A 19081-nucleotide genomic window follows, 5' to 3' on the forward strand; every position below is an offset into this window, starting at 1 on the left:
TTAAAATATTATTGATTACTTATCTGAATATGAATACCCAAGCCTTTTAGTTTTTCTTCTAATTTATTGTAGCCTCTTAAAGCCATTTCAACATTGGTAATTGTCGTTTCACCTTTGGCTAATAAAGCAGCTATTACTAAAGCCATACTACCTCTTAAATCTGTAGATTCAACATTTGCAGCCACTGGAGTAAAGTTATGTTTACCGTGAGTGGTAATTAGTCCACTTTCCCATTTAATAAGATTCGGATACATTTTGGCTAATTCTGCGCAGTATTTTATACGCTCTGGGTATCTGTAATCATGAATTCTACTTATACCATCAGCATGCAATCCTAACAAAACATAAAAAGGTTGCATATCAGAAATCACTCCTGGATGAGTACCAGTTGCCAATTCGAAAGGTTGAATTACACCATTTTGAATACACTCTGGTGTTATTTTGATATTAGTTCTATTTCGATAAAAATCAATTCCAGCCTCATATAAATGAACTAATGGAATTTTTAAAGAATCAAAGGGCACATCTTGAATCGTAATATTACCTCCACTTAATGCACCATAAATAACCCAAGTAAGGGCCTCAATTCTATCGGGCATTATTGGGTACAAAGAACCTCTTAAATATTCTTTACCTGTTACCTCAATAAAACTATTACCGATTACATTTATTTTAACCCCAAGTGTAATTAAAAAACTGATTAAGTCTTCAACTTCTGGAGAGATATAGGCATTTTTAATTTTTGTTGTTCCTTTTGAAATTGAGGCACAAATCAGTGCTGTTTCGGTACCTCCAATAGTAGTAATTGGAAAATCAATTTCTGCAGCTGTAAATCCGTTTGGAGCGGTTACTTCAATATAATCATCTTTTTCTTCAACTTTAGCACCTAATTTTTCCCATACCATAATGTGTAATTCGTAACCTCTGTTACCAATTTTACATCCTCCTGGATACGGAATTTTTGCTACTCCATTGCGCTTAATAAGACCAGGAACTAATAGGTAAGTAGTTCGAATTGGGTAATTATAATCTTCAAGAATAATATCTTTTAAATTACTAGAATCTATTTGAACAGTTTCTTCATTTCGATTCACCACTACTTTTCCACCACATTTTTCAATAAAGTCAAACTTATAATTTGCATCTACCAATTCTATAGGGAAATTTTCTAACACCACCTTTTCATCAGCAATAAGAGAAGCAGCCAATAATCGAGTAGCAGAATTTTTCGCTCCGCTTACCTTTACGGTGCCATTAGGTACTTGACCTCCACTTATTTTTCCTATTAAATCTTTCATTTGCCTATTGTTTACTATTCAATAACCTTTATTGAAGGTGCAAAGATAATTTTTAAATTATACTTCTTGAAAATCAATTGTGTTTTAATTTATTTTGTAGTTCCTTTCTAAATTAACATTATGCTGATTTAATGAGTAGAGAATTTCAAAAAGAAATAGCAAATAGCTTAGCTATTCTAGAGTCTAATAAGGTGTTGGTTTATCCAACAGACACGGTATGGGGCATTGGTTGTGATGCGACAAGTGAAGAGGCGGTACAAGAAATTTATAATATTAAAAAAAGACCTGATTCTAAGAGTTTAATTTTATTGGTTTCATCGGTAGAAATGTTACAGCGTTATGTAACAGTGCCTCAGAATGTAATTTCATTTTTAGAAGAGTCTAAAGAACCAACAACTGTAATTTATAATAACCCTAAGGGTATCGCACCTTCATGCATTGCTAAAGATGAAACTGTAGCTATTAGAATCGCATATACAGAATATTGCCAAGAATTAATAAATACTTTTGGAAAGGCTATCGTTTCAACATCTGCAAATATTAGTGGACAGCCGACTGCGAAATCTTTTCAAGAAATTGAACCTGCTATTTTGGAGAGCGTAGACTATGTTGTAAATTTGCCCCACCATAAAAGCACGTCAAAACCTTCAAGAATTGTTCGTGTCTTAACAGATGGAACCATAGAAATTTTAAGAGCATAGCTACATATGAATTTTGCAAAGGCAATTGCACATCCAATTTTTAATTATATAGAATCAGCGGCTGATGATTTAGGAATCGAATCCTATGTTATTGGAGGTTATGTTCGTGATTTTATTTTAAATCGAGGTACAGCAAAAGACATAGACATTGTAGCAGTAGGTAGTGGTATTGCATTGGCAGAAAAGGTTGCACAATTATTACCAAACAATCCGAAGGTGCAAGTATTTAAAACCTATGGTACAGCAATGCTGCGATTTGAAGATATTGAAGTTGAGTTTGTTGGAGCTCGAAAAGAATCTTATTCAGAAGATAGTAGAAATCCGATGGTTGAAGATGGTACTTTAGAAGACGATCAAAATCGTAGAGATTTTACCATTAATGCACTTGCTATTGGTTTGAACGGTGCTTCTAAGGCACAGTTGTTAGATCCGTTTGGAGGATTAGCAGATTTAGAAAATAAGGTTATAAGAACACCTTTAGAACCTGGAGTTACCTATTCTGACGATCCTTTAAGAATGATGCGTGCGATACGATTTGCAACACAATTAGATTTTGAGATTGAATTAAAATCGTTACAGGCTATTAAAAAGCATTCCGACAGATTGAAGATTATAACACGTGAGCGGATTATTGATGAATTAAATAAAATTCTATCAGCAGCAGTTCCTTCAAAAGGATTTTTACTGTTGGAACAAACGGGTTTATTGCACCAAATTTTACCTGAATTAATCGCCTTAAAAGGAGTAGAGGAGGTAGAAGGGCAAAAGCATAAAGATAATTTTTATCATACGTTAGAAGTAGTAGATAATATATCTAGAAATACTGAAGATGTTTGGTTGCGTTGGGCTGCTTTGTTACACGATATTGGCAAGGCCCCAACCAAAAAGTTTGACAAGAAAATTGGTTGGACCTTTCATGGGCATGAATTTGTAGGCTCAAAAATGGTTTATAAGCTTTTTAAACGTTTGCGAATGCCATTAAATAACAAAATGAAATTTGTTCAGAAAATGGTGCTATTAAGTTCGAGACCAATTGTGTTAGCATCAGATGTTACAGATTCTGCTGTTAGAAGGCTGATATTTGATGCCGGAGAAGATATAGAAAGCTTAATGACCTTATGCGAAGCAGATATAACTACTAAAAACCCTAAACGTTTTAAACGCTATCACAAAAACTTCGAAATTGTTAGAACAAAGATAAAAGAGGTTGAAGAACGTGACCATGTTAGAAATTTTCAACCACCAATATCTGGTGAATTGATTATGGAGACTTTTAATTTAAATCCTTGTAGAGAAATAGGCCAAATTAAAGATGCAATTAAAGAAGCTATTTTAGAAGGTGAAATTGCAAATGATTTCGATGATGCTTATGATTTTATGCTCAAAAAAGCAGAAAAACTAGGGATAAAAAAGTAGAAATGTTTTTGCAAATTAAGGCCATGGGTTTCTACTCATAAAACACACTGATATCCTCAATACCTTTACGTTCAATACTTGGAACATAAATAGGTTCTTTTGGATATCCTACAGGAAGCAATAAGAATGGGCGTTCATTTGATGGTCTATCCAAAACTTTCCCTAAAAAGTTCATAGGGCTAGGTGTATGTGTAAGGGTTACAAGACCTGCATTATGAATGGCACTAATTAACATTCCACTTGCAATTCCAACAGATTCGTTTACATAATAATTGTTATGCTTTACACCGTTTTCGAATTCATAAACACGTTTAAATACAACGATCAGCCAAGGAGCAATTTCTAGAAAGGGTTTGCTTGCATCTGTACCGAGAGGTGCTAAATCTTTTTTCCAGCGATCACTCATTCTATGGCTGTAAGATTCTCTTTCTTCGGCTTCTGCAGCTTCTCTTATTTTAGTTTTAATTTCCGGTGAAGATACGGCACAGAAGGTCCATGGTTGCTTATGAGCTCCGGAAGGAGCAGTAGATGCACTTAGTAAAAGTTGCTCAATCACTGCTTTAGGAACAGGTTTGTCAGTATACTCTCTAACGGATCTTCTAGAGTCAAGCCAGCGATGATATGACTCGGCTCTCTCAATCATTTCTAGTTGTTCAAAAGAATTGTGCTTGTGTTTAACATGCTTAAATCCGTTTACTAAAATGTGATCTTCTACCATATTAATCTAGTGATTGCATGGTCACTAATTTATGATATTCTCCTTGTAATGCCAACAATTCTTCGTGTTTACCTTGCTCTACAATCTTACCTTGTCTCATAACCACAATCTTATCTGCTTTTTGAATAGTTGACAGTCTATGCGCAATAACTAAAGATGTTCTATTTTTCATCATCTTGTCTAGGGCTTGTTGCACCAATTGCTCACTTTCAGTATCTAGTGCAGAAGTAGCTTCGTCAAGAACCATTATAGGAGGGTTCTTAAGAACTGCTCTAGCAATTGAAAGTCGTTGTTTCTGTCCGCCAGATAATTTATTACCACTATCACCAATATTAGTTAAATATTGTTCAGATAATTTTTCAATAAATTCGTGAGCATTGGCAATTTTGGCTGCCTCTAATATTTCTTGATCGGTTGCATGTTCTACCCCAAGATTGATATTGTTTTTTATAGTATCGTTAAACAAAATAGAATCTTGGGTAACGATTCCCATTAAGTCTCTTAAAGATTTCTTTTTTATATTTCTTATGTCTTCACCATCAATCAATACACTTCCCTTATTTACATCATAAAAACGAGTTATAAGATTGGCTAAAGTAGATTTACCACTACCAGATTGACCAACTAAAGCAACTGTTTCACCTTTCTTTATTTCTAAGGAGAAGTTTTTTACAACGTACTCATCTTCGTATTTAAAAGAAATATTATCAAACACAATAGCATTTTCAAAAGAATCTTTTAATTTGGCATTTACAGTATCTGTTATGGTGTTTTTGGTTTCTAGCACCTCTAATATACGTTCAGCAGAAGCATCGCCTCTTTGAATATTTGAATAGGCGTTGGCAAATGCTTTTGCAGGATTAAGGACCAGATAGAATAAACCGATATAGCCTAAGAATTCATTTGGTGTTAAATCACTTGATTCCCCAAGAACCAACTTACCACCGTACCATAAAATAGCCATGATTGTTGTTACTCCTAAGAACTCACTCATAGGAGATGCAAGTGTTTTTCTATGCAAAACACTCGTCATTAAGTTTCTATATTTTTTAGTGGCATTGGTAAATTTACTTTCTATGCGTTGTTCTGCATTAAAGCCTTTAATAACCCTTAAACCTGTAAGTGTTTCTTCAATAAAAGATAAAATGGAACCGTTTTCTTTCTGTGCAAGCTGAGAATTAGCCTTTAGTTTTTTACCAATTTTAGAAATTATTATTCCAGAAATAGGTAATAATATAAAAACAAACAAGGTTAGTTTTGCACTAATGGCAAACATAGAAATTAGAGTAAGAACAATTGTTAATGGTTCTCTTACAACCGTTTCTAATGAGGTTAAGAAAGAAACTTCCACTTCTTGCACATCAGAAGTCATTCTCGCAATTGTATCTCCTTTTCGTTTCTCTGAAAAATACGATATTGGTAATTCAACCACTTTGCGATAAAGTCCATCTCTTAAGTCTTTCACAACCCCATTTCTTAAAAATGCGAGTACAAAAGATGCGAGATACCTAAATAGATTTTTTAGAAAGAATAGGCTAAATGAAAGCAAGCAAATAAATAGCAATGCTTTTTCATGACCTCCACTTTCCATCATACTTGTAACAGTATAGTTTAATGAATTTTGAACGTAGTCATACAGAGAACCAACACCTTCAAAAACTGGTTTTTCGTGTACTGGAGATTCTTGACCAAACAAAATACCAAGCACCGGAATAAACCCAAGCACTGATAATACATTAAAAATAGCGTAGAGAATATTAAATATTACATTCAACCATACAAAACGCATATATGGTTTTGCATACCTTAATATCTTCTTAAAATAGGTCATTAACTTAATTTCATTTCAGTAATAATGCGCTGGATTTTCGCATCAAGAGCCTGTTCTGTTTTAGCGGCATCTTCCGTCTGTTCTAATGAAGCATTTACACTAAAATAAAACTTAATCTTTGGCTCGGTTCCACTGGGTCTTGCAGCAACTCTAGTACCTGATTCAGTTTGATAAATCAACACATTAGATTTTGGAATATCCATTATAGTCTCTTCACCGGTAATCATGTTTTTTCTTACAGATGATTGATAATCACTAATCGTTTCAACACGCTCGCCATCAATTTCTAAAACAGGGCTTTCTCTTAAATCAATCATCATTTGTTTGATTTGTGCAGCTCCATCCATTCCTTTCTTCACAATAGAAATTAAGTGCTCTTTATAGAATCCATTTCTTTGGTAGATGTTTAATAACTCTTGGTAGAAAGAACTACCATTTTCTTTAGCCCACGCTGCTATTTCACAAGCCAAAAGTGTAGATGTTACAGCATCTTTATCTCGAACAAAATCACCAACCATATATCCAAAACTCTCTTCACCACCACCAATAAAGTCCATATGACTAAAGTCTCGAATCATTTTAGCGATCCATTTAAATCCTGTTAAGCTTATTTTTGGTTGAACGCCATACCCTTCTGCAATACGATTTACCAATTCAGAAGACACAATTGTTGAGCCAACAAATTGGTTGTCATTTAATTTGCCTTCGTTTTTCCATTTTTTAATCAAGAAATCAGTCATAACACTCATGGTTTGATTTCCATTAAGCAACGTCATTTCTCCTTCTAAATTTCTCACGGCAACTCCTAAACGATCACAATCAGGATCTGTACCGATTAAAATATCTGCACCAACTTTATTAGCTAAATCGGTTGCCATTTTTAAAGCAGCAGGCTCTTCTGGATTTGGCGACGCTACTGTTGGAAAATCTCCATTTGGTTCACGTTGCTCTTCAACTATATGCACATTTGTATAACCAGCTCTCTTAAGTGTTTCTGGGACCGACATAATTGAAGTACCGTGTAATGAAGTAAATACCACTGTTAATCCATCTCTGGACTTAAGTGATGGAATTTTACCATTATTTACAGCACCATCAATAAAGGCGTTGTCAACTTCTTCACCAATAGTCTCGATTAGAGATTCATCTCCATCATATTTAATTTCAGAAAAATCTAAACTATTCACTCCGTTTATAATTTCTGCATCCTGCGGCGGTACAATTTGTCCGCCATCATTCCAATATACTTTATAACCATTGTATTCTGGTGGGTTGTGAGAGGCTGTTAATACAATACCAGCATCACAATCTAAATGACGTACTGCAAAAGACAATTCTGGAGTAGGGCGTAGAGTTTCAAATACATATGCTTTAATGCCGTTAGCGGCAAAAACCTGAGCAACAATATTAGCAAATTTTTGACTGTTATGACGGCAATCATAGGCTATTACCACCTTAATTTGTTTTTCAGTAAAAGTCGCGTTTAAATAATTTGATAAGCCTTGAGTAGCTCTTCCTAAGGTATATTTATTGATTCTGTTGGTTCCGGCACCCATAATACCGCGCATACCACCAGTACCAAATTCTGTGTCTTTATAAAATCTATCTGCTAACTGATCTTGATCGTTATCAATTAGGTTTTGTATTTCTTCTTGAGTCTCCTTGTCAAAAGTTGGAGATAACCATTGTTTTGCTTTTTCTAAAATGGCAATAGTGTCCATATTTAAGTATGATTAATGTGTAGCGCAAATATAAGTGATACGCTCGAATTATAGCTTTAACTTTTCGCTAATCTTATAGCGCTCTTCGTTATTTTTTGTACGTAAAATAAGCTCTCCTAAAAAGCCCGATAAAAAGAACATAGTTCCTATAACCATTGTAGTAAGGGCAATGTAGAAAAATGGATTGCTTGTTACCAATGGAGATGGATCATTGTAGTAGAAAACATTTAATAATTTGGTAACACCTATGTAGATGGCAGAGAGAAAACCAACACAAAACATTAAACTACCTAGTAAGCCAAATAAGTGCATGGGGCGCTTACCAAATTTAGACAGAAACCAAATAGTAACTAAATCTAAAAATCCGTTTATAAATCGGTCCATACCAAATTTTGTTACGCCGTATTTTCTCGCTTGATGAATCACCACTTTTTCATCAATGTTATTAAACCCTGCGTTTTTAGCAAGTACGGGTATATAGCGATGCATTTCACCGTATACTTCGATATTTTTTATAACGGAATGGTGGTAGGCCTTTAAACCACAATTAAAATCATGTAAATGCAATCCAGAAGTTTTGCGAGCCGCCCAATTAAACAATTTAGAAGGAATGTTTTTTCTGATTTTAGAATCGTAACGTTTCTTTTTCCAACCAGAGATTAAATCAAAGCCATCATTTTTAATGAGGTTATACAATTCTGGTATTTCATCAGGACTGTCTTGCAAATCGGCATCCATAGTAATAACTACTTCACCTTGTGCTTCTTTAAACCCCGCATGCAATGCTTGAGATTTACCGTAATTTGATTGAAATCGAATTCCTTTAACATTGCTATCTTTTTGTGATAGTTGTTCAATAATAGTCCATGAAGCGTCGGTACTACCATCGTCTATAAATAGGATTTCATAAGAATAATGATTGGATTGCACGACACGTGCAATCCAATCATAAAGTTCATTTAACGATTCTTCCTCATTTAGTAAAGGAATTACAATCGATATATTCATATATTTTGTTCTAGATACTTGAAATTTCTTGATTTGATTGTTTCATAATAGCACTTGCTATAAGCGAAATAATAAAACCAAAAAACACTCCTCCAATAATTGTAAACCCTGCTGTCATTGCTGGATTTGAAAATTTCTTAAACATAGCTTCGGCACCTTCAATTTGCTCAGGAGTCAAACCTTGGTCAACCCAAGTTTGAGTTTGGATTACTAATAAGTTGTTATAAAATTCTGGTTCGATAACAGTAACGAATGCTATTTGATAAATAGTATAAATAACTGTTGAAACCAAAGCGATACCAACTCCAGTTTTAAGACCCTGCCCAAATTTTAATTCACCACCGTTACCAGCTTTATAAGCTTTTAAACCTAAAGCAATAAAGGCTACTGAAATTAAAATTCCAAGAACAGTAACAGACCAATGTTGCTCGTAGGTATATCCTAAAGCATAAACTGCAACTGCAAGTATAATTGAAACTACACCCATAGCTGCACCATAATTAAGCATAATAGATTTTGAAGATACAGTTTGATTTTCCATAATTGTTGATTATTGAGTTTAACAAATATACTAAATTCAAAAGTTCAATAAGAATTTAGCGTTTTTCTTTTATTCAAATTGTTAGTATTTATTAGATTAAGAATGTTACAAAAAATTGCAAAAAAATGGTTGTACATTGAAAGAATTGGTTGTAAATTTGCAGCCGGCAAGTCCTACACAACCAGCTCCCTTTGAATCCCCCAGGGCGGGAACGCAGCAAGGGTATTAGGTCGTAGCGGTGTGATGTAGGTCGCTTGCCTTTTTTTCTGCCTTTTAGTTTCCTGCTTTGCAGGATTTTTTATTTCTAATAAACCTACTATTTTAGCCCTATGAGTAAAGTTGTTTTTATAACCGGAGGTTCTTCTGGTATTGGTAAAGCCATTGGTGTTTATTTACAGACCTTGGGTCATCAAGTTTATGGTACTAGTAGAAATCCAAAAAATAATACAGGGCACCCATTTCAATTGGTGGCTTTAGATGTTACAAATTCAGATACTATTAAATCTGCTATTGCAGAGGTTATAGAGAAGACAGGTAAAATTGATGTACTGGTAAATAATGCAGGTATGGGTATTACAGGTCCAATAGAAGATACACCAACTGATGAAATGCGAAAAGTTTTTGATACAAATTTCTTTGGTGCAATTGATGTAGCTAAAGCCGTTTTACCATATATGCGTAAAGAAAAATCAGGATTGATTATTAACGTAACTTCTATTGCAGGATACATGGGCTTACCTTATCGTGGTATTTACTCTGCAACTAAAGGTGCTTTAGAATTGGTAACAGAGGCAATGAGTATGGAGGTAAAACAATTTGGTATTAAAGTTACTAATGTGGCACCGGGTGATTTTGCAACAAGTATAGCTAGCGGACGTTACCATACTCCTGTTTTTGAAGATTCTGCTTATAGAGAGAATTACCAATTAAATTTAGATTTAATGGATGCTCATGTGGATGAAGGAGGAGATCCTATGGATATGGCAAAAGCCGTAGCAAAAATTATAAATACATCTCGACCAAAACTACATTATAAAGTAGGAGCCTTTATGCAAAAGTTCTCAATCGTTTTAAAGCGTCTATTACCAGATTTGGTTTATGAAAAATTATTGATGAATCACTACAAATTATAATCCTTAAAATTTATGAAATTGTCAGTCAAAAATTTATTTGACAACTATTTAAGGAGGTTTAATTTGCTATCTTTGCGCAAAATTAATTAAATCACAACACAATGAAATTTTTTATTGATACTGCAAATCTTGATCAAATTAAAGAAGCACAAGCATTAGGTATTTTAGATGGTGTAACTACAAACCCATCATTAATGGCTAAAGAAGGCATTACTGGAGAAGCGAATATCTTACAGCACTATGTTGATATTTGTACTATTGTAGAAGGCGATGTAAGTGCTGAGGTTATTGCAACAGACTTTGAAAGGATGGTTAAAGAAGGAGAGGCATTGGCAGCTTTGCACCCTCAAATTGTTGTTAAATTACCATTGATTAAAGATGGTATCAAGGCATGTAAATATTTTACAGATAAAGGAATTCGTACGAATGTTACTTTAGTTTTCTCTGCTGGACAAGCATTGTTAGCAGCTAAAGCTGGTGCAACGTATGTTTCACCTTTTATTGGTCGTTTAGATGATATTTCAACTGACGGTTTAAACTTGATTGCCGAAATCCGTCAGATTTATGATAACTACGGTTTTGGTACTGAAATTTTAGCTGCATCTGTAAGACACACAATGCATATTATTGATTGTGCTAAGATTGGTGCAGATGTAATGACTGGACCTTTAAGTGCTATTGAAGGATTGTTAAAGCACCCTTTAACTGATATTGGTTTGGCTAAGTTTTTAGCGGATTACAAGAAAGGAAATTAAAATAATTTCTTAAAAATATTAAAGCGCCCAATGGGCGCTTTTTTTATAAATGCGTTTGTAATTCTTTTATCTCGTCTCTTAACTTTGCTGCAACAATAAAATCTAAGGCTTTGGCAGCAGTTTCCATTTCCTTACGTTTATCTCGAATGCGTTGTTCGATTTCTGATTTCGATAAATATTTAGCTTCTTCCTCTGCTGCTTTATCAGAACTATTCTCATAATGGAATGCAGAGATATTGTTTTTAGTTAAAGAGTTATCAATAGCTTTTACAATCTGTTTTGGCGTAATATTGTTTGCAGTATTGTATGCGATTTGTTTTTCTCTTCTTCTAGAAGTTTCATCTATTGTCTGTTGCATACTCTTCGTAATTTTGTCTGCATACATTATGGCCATACCTTCCACATTTCTTGCAGCTCTACCAATAGTTTGCGTTAAAGAGCGATGACTTCTAAGAAAACCTTCTTTATCAGCATCTAAAATTGCTACCAGAGAAACTTCTGGTAAATCCAGTCCTTCTCTCAATAGGTTCACGCCAATTAAAACATCAAATAAACCTTTACGTAAATCTTGCATAATTTCTACACGTTCCAAAGTGTCTACATCAGAGTGTATATAGCGACACCTCACTTGTATACGGGTTAAGTATTTGGCCAATTCTTCAGCCATTCTTTTAGTTAATGTAGTGACTAAGGTACGTTCATCTTTTTCAACTCGAACTTGAATTTCTTCAATTAAATCATCTATTTGATTTAAGCTAGGGCGTACTTCAATGATTGGATCTAATAATCCAGTTGGCCTTATAACTTGCTCAACAAAAACACCTTCTGTTTTTTGTAGCTCGTAATTTGCTGGAGTTGCACTAACGTAAATTGTTTGATTCTGTATCACCTCAAACTCTTCAAATTTTAGTGGTCTATTATCCATTGCAGCGGGGAGCCTGAAACCGTATTCTACTAAATTCTCTTTTCTACTTCTATCGCCTCCATACATGGCATGTGTTTGAGGAACGGTAACATGACTTTCGTCAATTACCATTAAATAATCATTTGGAAAGTAATCTAATAAACAGAATGGTCTTGTACCTGGTTGTCTACCATCTAAATATCTAGAGTAATTCTCGATTCCAGAACAATAACCCAGTTCTCGAATCATTTCTAAATCAAATTCGGTTCGCTCTTTTAAACGTTTTGCTTCTAGAGGTTTTCCGATTTCAATAAAATACTCATACTGTTTCATTAAATCCTCTTGAATGTTATGTATAGCATTTTGCAAAACGTCAGGAGATGTTACGAATAAGTTTGCAGGGTAGATATTTAAATTTTCGAAGGTTTCAACCACTTCGTTTTGTTGTAAATCGAAGCTCTCAATAACTTCAATCTCATCTCCAAAAAAGTGAACTCTATAAGCGTAGTCACCATACGAAGGAAAAACTGTTACGATATCTCCCTTCACTTTAAAGGTACCACTACTAATTTCAGTTTCTGTTCTAGAGTATAAACTCTGAACTAACTGATGTAAAAATTTAGTTCTAGAAATTTGCATGTCTCGATGAATTTCAATCACATTTTTCTTGAATTCATCGGGATTACCAATACCATAAAGGCAAGAAACCGAAGCTACGACTAAAACATCTCTTCTACCTGATAATAGGGTGGAAGAAGTACTGATTCGCATTCGCTCTATATCATCATTAATAGAGAGGTCTTTTTCAATGTAAGTCCCAGTTACGGGTATGTATGCTTCTGGTTGGTAATAATCGTAATAAGATACAAAATACTCTACAGCGTTGTCTGGGAAAAACTGTTTAAACTCAGAGTATAATTGAGCTGCCAAGGTTTTATTATGTGCTAAAACCAACGTCGGGCGATTTATTTGTTCCACCACATTAGCAACCGTGAATGTTTTTCCAGAACCAGTAACACCAAGCAATACTTGACTCTGTTCGCCATTTAAAACACCCGTTGTTAATTCCGCAATAGCCTCTGGTTGATCTCCAGTTGGTTTGTAGTCCGAAACAAGTTTAAAATTCATAATACAAAAATACCAATCTATTTGTTTTCGTAATGTTCGTTTTTGCAATATTCATATAGCCTAAACTTTCTATTTTAAAAGGTTTCGTTTAAGATATTATAATGCACAATTTTTTAAATCATTAGTGATGATTTTATCTGCTCACATAGACACTGCCCTGAATCGCTTGATAGTTTGGGTCATTCAATTGAAGTATATAGAAGTATATACCTATCGGAACTAATTCTTTAGTATTTTTTAGTCTCCCATTCCATTTATCTATATTCTGATTACCACGGTAAACGAGGCTGCCATTTCTGTTGTAGATTTCTAAGTTAAAATCTAAAAAAATATCATATAGACCAGTAATATTGAATGTTTCGTTAATTCCATCACCATTAGGTGAGAAGCCATCTGGTACTGTAGGAGGGCAATTGTATACCGAAAGTGAAAATTCACCTATACTAAAACATCCAGTTGTTTGGTTAACAGCTTTTATATAGATAATCTGAGGGTTTGAACTATTTGTATATAGGACATTGGGATTTATAGCATTGATGTCTGCTTCAAGGTCTTCTATAGTTGGAAAAAATAAAATAGCGTCATCATTTTCAACTTGGTCTTTTAAAAAATTGTAAGATTCACTTAAATCAAAATTGGCAGTATTAAAACCAATATTACATTCCAATAAATCAATAGGACTCTCAATTTCTGGTGCTTGAGGATAACTATAATCTAATATGTCTTTGTTGTTATCTGGATTGATTTCTAATACAGGATCAATCTCATTAACAATGGCGGTAAAATTAAAGTTGAATAACACCGCTTCTGGTATGACGATTGGAATACTATACGATTGTTGGGCATTAATATCTATTTCATTAGTTGTATAAATTGTTGCTAAGAGAATATCATTTGCATAAATAGTTATAGAGGTATTTTCTGGTAGTGCTTTTGTAGCATTGTTGTTAGAAACAACAACATCAATAGTGCCTATACCTTCATTACAATTAGTAATTGTCACATTTTCTATGGCTATACTGGGATCCGGGAGCTGGCTGTTAAATTTAGTAATAACTGTATTAATCATTACGAAATCTTGTCCAGAGGTTAATTCAATAAGAGCTTCAGTATCTCCTATTTGAATGTTGTTCTGAACATCATATACATCCAAATCCATATTGTACAATTGATTTGAATTTGTAAAACTATTGGTACCATTAAATGCGTTGTTACTTGGGTTTAGAGGAGGGTTTCCAATGAGATTACCATTGATGAATAAGGATTCATTCACACTTAAAAAAGCATCTCCTTCCCAAGCTATAAAACCTATTTTAGCACCGTCATTATCTATTACTTCAATATTTGTTAGGTTGATACTTAAATTATCTGGTACATGCTGTAATCCATCATAAATATTTACTTGGTTTAGTGGTAAGTTTTCATTCCTGTAAACCACTAGGATAGACCATCCGCCAAAATTTGTTCCGTTAGGGCAGTATTGATCGATAATACCTGTTAAATCTAATTCACTTAAGGTATAGGTGTTGTTTCCTGTTGCTAAGACTTGTTCTGTAATATCGTAAAACGCACTAAAAAATACTAACTGCTCATTAAGGTCATCTGAAAATGTTCTTGTAGCTGTAATAGGGGTTTCATTTAATACAACGTCAAAGTCTCCTGTGCCAGAACCTGCCCAATATAAATAAGCACCTAATACCTCATCCTCAATATTTAATTGTAACGCAGCACTTGAAGAGGTAGTTATTACGCAAGGTGTAAAGAATCCGTTTTCTTGGATGTTAAGCGTATTTCCAATAATTGTAAAATCTATTGGACCTCCAAATTGTTTATACAGTGATACGTTTTGCGCTTGTATAGAAAGTTGAAATAGCACCCATATTAGTATGAAAGCTTTTCTTTTCATTATCTCCGAATCAAGCTAAAATTTCCTTTTCGTACTCTTACAGTACCATTTTGTTCGGTTAAAGTTGCGGTAAACCAATAATCACTTGAGGGTAGCGCTTCGCCATTATAAAATCCATCCCAACCAGTTTGAGGATTTATGGTGGCTAATAATTTACCATACCTATCAAAAATATATACTTGGCTGGAGCTAAAGAAATTTGAGGTCACGCCTTTAATTTGCCAAATGTCATTATGACCATCGTTATTTGGAGTAAAGAAACTTGGGAAACCTATAACGGGTACTTCAATACTCACCATACCACAGCCATTTTTATCCTGAACATAAACAGTTCTTACACCCGGAGAGATATTTTCGAAAAATGGGTCCTCTTGAAAAAATCCTATACCCCCATTGCCATTGTCAATAGCAAATTCATAATCTCCTTCACCTAAATTTGTGGTGTCAATTGTTATGGAGTTGTTTTCTGAATCGTCAACTACAGTAATATCTTCTGAAGAAATAGTGGCAATATTTGATTTAGATACAGTTACATATCTTGGGTCTGAGTAACAAACACCGGCGCTGCTTGTATAACTAGCGATTACCTCATATACGCCTTCAGAATAAACTTCAGCAGTTGGAGCATTACTTACAATTGTACCTGCTTCATTTATCCATTGATAGTTGTAATTACCTTGTGCATTTACTGTTTCTAAAGTTACAGGTGGAGTATTTAAACAAACAATCGCTTCAGGTATAACATCAAATGATGGTTTAGGATATACAATAAGCGTAACATGAGAACCTAATCCAAAACAGTCTCCATTTGCATCACTTTCAACACGAACATATAATTCTTGTTGATTAGGTTGCTCAATTTCGAAAGCTGAAATATTTGTGATTTCATTCACTTCGGTTTGAGCATCAGATAAGTTTCTGTAATAATGAATTGAAAGTGGTTGACCTGGAGGGAATTGATTTAATATATCTGCCGTTGCTTGAGATAAATCAAATGTAGTCATAGCATCATCAACTGCATCATCATCGCACATTTCTAAGGTGAAATTGTAGTTTACAGGAAATGAGGTGGTAGAAACCTCTAATTCTATCGTACTTACCCTATGACAACCATTATTATTTTCTATTCGAGCATATATGATATTTTGAATACTATTATTAAATGGACTTGGCGGGTCAATATTAGACGCTCCAGAATCGGCATCAGACATAGATAAATGATAAGTCACATTTAAACTAGAATCCCCTAACGTTATAAATTCATTTACTTGCTCTAAATTGAAATCAGTAAACCCATCCGGTGTGCCATCTTCATCACAGTTTTTGTAGGTATAATTATCTAAAACATTTGGCAATTCAAAAATTGAAATCTCAAAAGAGGTATCTGAAAAACAAGTTGATTCCAATGAATTAGACATACGAACATAAATGGTTTGACCACCAACAAATGCTGAGTTTGCGTAATTTTGAGGATTTATAATTTGATCGATATATCCAGAATCGGTATAATATGTAATGTTAAATTTAGTGGGGTCTTGTCCGTTTAAGATTTCTGATTCTTTTTGAGTTAAATCAAATAGAATTATTCCATCGGTATCTGAACCATAACTGGTATTGTCGCAAGATTCTATTCGAGTAATTGAGGAGCTATCTAAAGGAAACGGGCTATCATATAACAATAATTCAAATTCGGAAATATCATAACATCCAGCAAATAATTCATTCTCCACTCTTGCATAAATAAGAGTTCCATTGGAACCAGTAAAACTGGTAATACCATTCTCTCCGGATTCCGCTTCCAAAATAGATGTATGATATGTAATGGTCATACCTGATGTGGTATTGATGAAGTCATTCTGAGATATTAAATCAAAGGTCATACTACCATCATTATCATCGTCACAAAGAATCATAGCTGGAGCAATATTGGCTATAGGTTGCTCGTAAATATTTAAATCAAAAGAAGTTTGAGCAAAGCAATCAGTATTTAAAGCATTCGTTACTTGCACATAAATGGTTTGTCCGCCAGCTATTGTATTTTGAAAAGCGGATGGATTAATAATTTGATTTGCATATAAGTCATCTGTAAAATATGTTAAAACGAATTCGGTTGGATTTTGGCCATTCAGTATTTCTGTAGCTTTTGAAGTGATGTCAGAAATGATAAAACCATCGCTAAATGAACCAATACTTGAATTGTCACATGATACTAAAGGAGTCATATCCATGCTTTCTGTTGGTAATGCAGCACTATAAACAAAAGTTTCAAAGGACGTTATACTATGACATCGATTACTTCTAATGTGTTGCACTCTTGCATATACAGTTCCGCCTTCAAATTCATAAGGTCTTGGCAAAGCATTTTCTATGTTTTCGGCATCTTCCATAGAAAGAAAGTACAATACTTCAACATCCGATTGACCATCAATAATTAGCGCATCATTTTGACTTAAGTCAAAACTAAATAGGCTATCGTTATCTTCGTCACACTCTATAATATCCTCGGGTGCTCCGGCATAAGGAATATTTTCAACAACGAGGGTGAATTGACCTTCTAAAGTATTTATATTACCGCAATCATCAACATTATTTACAACCAATAAATAATTGCCATTATCTGAAGGACTAACATTATTTAAATCAATATTTGGGTCAGTAGAAAATGATTGGCCATTTTTGAACCATTCATATGTTGAAGAACCTGTAATCATTTCTGAAGTTATTGAAACAGATTCTCCTATGCATAATTGAAAATTTTGATCGTTTATTAGTTGAATTTCGCCAGTATCACTGATTTCTGCCGTCAATTCGACATTTGAGAAAATAGAGGCAATAAATGGAGGTAGTCCTTGAGACGAGGTCTGGCCTCCTAAATTAACACCATTGTGAATATAGTTCGCTAATTCTCCTCGTTCATTTGGTTGATCTATAACTCCTAAAAATGGCATGCCAATTTCATATGATTGAGAAATTGATCTATAAATTTTGTGATCTGGTCCAAGTTGTAAAGCTCCACGATACATGTTTTGTTGGTCTATCACAATGGCAGAATTACTAATATCTATTGCTGAAGAAAGTGTTACGTCATATTGTGTTAAAGTTGAAAAGTGTGAAGTAGGGTTATTGTCATTCCAGGCAGCTCCATTAGAGGCATGTACATACAATAGCTGACTGTTTGGTGAAAATTCCACACCATAGGCTTGATTGGATTGATAAAAAGATGGTTGTTCTGGCAGAAAAGGCAGAAATAAATTTCTTTCATTAGATACCACTCCAGTATTGTCGTCAAAATCATAAAGTAATATATTGCTATTACTCATATGAGCTATAGCTATTTTTGTTCCGTCAGGCGAAATTTTTAAATATCCTCGAGGATCTGTAGCAAAAAAAGGTATTACAGATCTCACTGGGGTAGAAGCAACACCAGAACTTGAAACACGATAGGCAAAAAATTCATTTTGAATATACGAAAGTACCCAATAGGAGTCACAATCTCCACCTTGAACAGCTGCAACTTTTTCAGTCCATAATGCAGCTAGCCTTTCCTGTGTAAGATCAATTGGTCCTGCCACTATGGCTCCAAATCCTCCTGCAGCTGTCATATCAATTGTATAATAATTAAAACCTGCATTTTCACTTGATTGAGCACCAACGGTAAAAATATAGTATTCGCTTGAACTATTAGGTTTGGGGATAATCATAGCAGATTGCGTACTAGAAGCGTCACCTGCCAAATTTGTTCCATTTACCATGGGAGTGTGATTTCTATTCCAAACTGTTGTGCCGTCTGAATAGAACAAAAGATTGCCGTTACCGTCTGAAAAGGAAGAGCAACCCTCATATGTGTTCAGCTGGCCATTATTTAATGCTACGGGTATTCCAGAGTTAAAATCAAGTCCTGCATTATGTCCAAAATACCAAATATTTGCCTCACCCTGTGCAACAGATTGACAAACACATGTTAAAAGAAAAAAAATAGAAAAGATTGATTTCATAGGCAAAATTGGACAACAAATATAAT

General features: G+C 34.2%; 13 protein-coding genes and 1 other RNA gene. 5 read left to right on the top strand and 9 right to left on the bottom strand.

Annotated elements, in window-relative coordinates; translation table 11 throughout:
- Window positions 1-8: 8 nt before the first annotated feature.
- Window positions 9-1298, bottom strand: a complete 1290-nt coding sequence (locus tag ACYQ5R_RS11715; protein WP_460191141.1) for a UDP-N-acetylglucosamine 1-carboxyvinyltransferase — start codon at window positions 1296-1298, stop codon at window positions 9-11.
- Between the two features lie 131 nt (window positions 1299-1429).
- Here ACYQ5R_RS11715 and ACYQ5R_RS11720 point away from each other — a divergent pair, with 131 nt between their 5' ends.
- Entirely contained in the window at window positions 1430-1999 is a 570-nt protein-coding gene (locus ACYQ5R_RS11720; protein WP_460191142.1) for an L-threonylcarbamoyladenylate synthase, read from the top strand.
- Between the two features lie 6 nt (window positions 2000-2005).
- Entirely contained in the window at window positions 2006-3415 is a 1410-nt protein-coding gene (locus ACYQ5R_RS11725) for a CCA tRNA nucleotidyltransferase (RefSeq protein WP_460191143.1), read from the top strand.
- 31 nt (window positions 3416-3446) lie between these two features.
- Here ACYQ5R_RS11725 and ACYQ5R_RS11730 read toward each other — a convergent pair whose 3' ends face one another.
- The 5 genes from ACYQ5R_RS11730 to ACYQ5R_RS11750 are packed head-to-tail and all read right to left on the bottom strand — an operon-like array spanning window position 3447 to window position 9234.
- Complete coding sequence (locus tag ACYQ5R_RS11730; protein ID WP_460191144.1) at window positions 3447-4133, bottom strand: nitroreductase family protein; 687 nt, start codon at window positions 4131-4133, stop codon at window positions 3447-3449.
- 1 nt (window position 4134) lies between these two features.
- On the bottom strand, window positions 4135-5964 hold the full coding sequence (locus ACYQ5R_RS11735; protein WP_460191145.1) for an ABC transporter ATP-binding protein: 1830 nt from the start codon (window positions 5962-5964) through the stop codon (window positions 4135-4137).
- Window positions 5964-7685: a phospho-sugar mutase gene (locus tag ACYQ5R_RS11740; RefSeq protein WP_460191146.1), complete on the bottom strand. Its 1722-nt coding sequence runs from the start codon at window positions 7683-7685 to the stop codon at window positions 5964-5966. Before ACYQ5R_RS11740 ends, ACYQ5R_RS11735 begins: the two co-directional genes overlap by 1 nt.
- Window positions 7686-7733: 48 nt before the next feature.
- A complete protein-coding gene (locus ACYQ5R_RS11745) occupies window positions 7734-8693 on the bottom strand; it encodes a glycosyltransferase family 2 protein (protein WP_460191147.1) in 960 nt (319 codons plus the stop codon).
- Between the two features lie 10 nt (window positions 8694-8703).
- Window positions 8704-9234, bottom strand: a complete 531-nt coding sequence (locus ACYQ5R_RS11750; RefSeq protein ID WP_460191148.1) for a DUF4199 domain-containing protein — start codon at window positions 9232-9234, stop codon at window positions 8704-8706.
- A 164-nt stretch (window positions 9235-9398) separates the two neighbouring features.
- Here ACYQ5R_RS11750 and ffs point away from each other — a divergent pair.
- The 3 genes from ffs (at window position 9399) to fsa (ending at window position 11122) form a co-directional block, all read left to right on the top strand.
- An RNA gene (gene ffs, locus ACYQ5R_RS11755) (signal recognition particle sRNA small type) lies at window positions 9399-9497 on the top strand.
- Window positions 9498-9563: 66 nt separating this feature from the next.
- Entirely contained in the window at window positions 9564-10367 is an 804-nt protein-coding gene (locus ACYQ5R_RS11760) for an SDR family oxidoreductase (protein ID WP_460191149.1), read from the top strand.
- Between the two features lie 101 nt (window positions 10368-10468).
- The gene (gene fsa / locus ACYQ5R_RS11765) at window positions 10469-11122 is read left to right on the top strand and encodes a fructose-6-phosphate aldolase (protein WP_460191150.1); all 654 of its coding nucleotides are present in this window, start codon (window positions 10469-10471) and stop codon (window positions 11120-11122) included.
- 43 nt (window positions 11123-11165) lie between these two features.
- Here the strand turns inward: fsa and uvrB are convergent, their stop codons facing one another.
- The 3 genes from uvrB to ACYQ5R_RS11780 form a co-directional block, all read right to left on the bottom strand.
- Entirely contained in the window at window positions 11166-13154 is a 1989-nt protein-coding gene (gene uvrB / locus ACYQ5R_RS11770) for an excinuclease ABC subunit UvrB (RefSeq protein WP_460191151.1), read from the bottom strand.
- Window positions 13155-13287: 133 nt separating this feature from the next.
- Entirely contained in the window at window positions 13288-15060 is a 1773-nt protein-coding gene (locus tag ACYQ5R_RS11775) for a T9SS type B sorting domain-containing protein (RefSeq protein WP_460191152.1), read from the bottom strand.
- Window positions 15060-19055, bottom strand: coding sequence for a T9SS type B sorting domain-containing protein (locus ACYQ5R_RS11780; RefSeq protein ID WP_460191153.1), 3996 nt, complete (start codon window positions 19053-19055; stop codon window positions 15060-15062). The genes ACYQ5R_RS11775 and ACYQ5R_RS11780 overlap by 1 nt, the downstream gene beginning before the upstream one ends.
- Window positions 19056-19081 lie beyond the last annotated feature (26 nt).

This window comes from Urechidicola sp. KH5 (assembly GCF_054661455.1).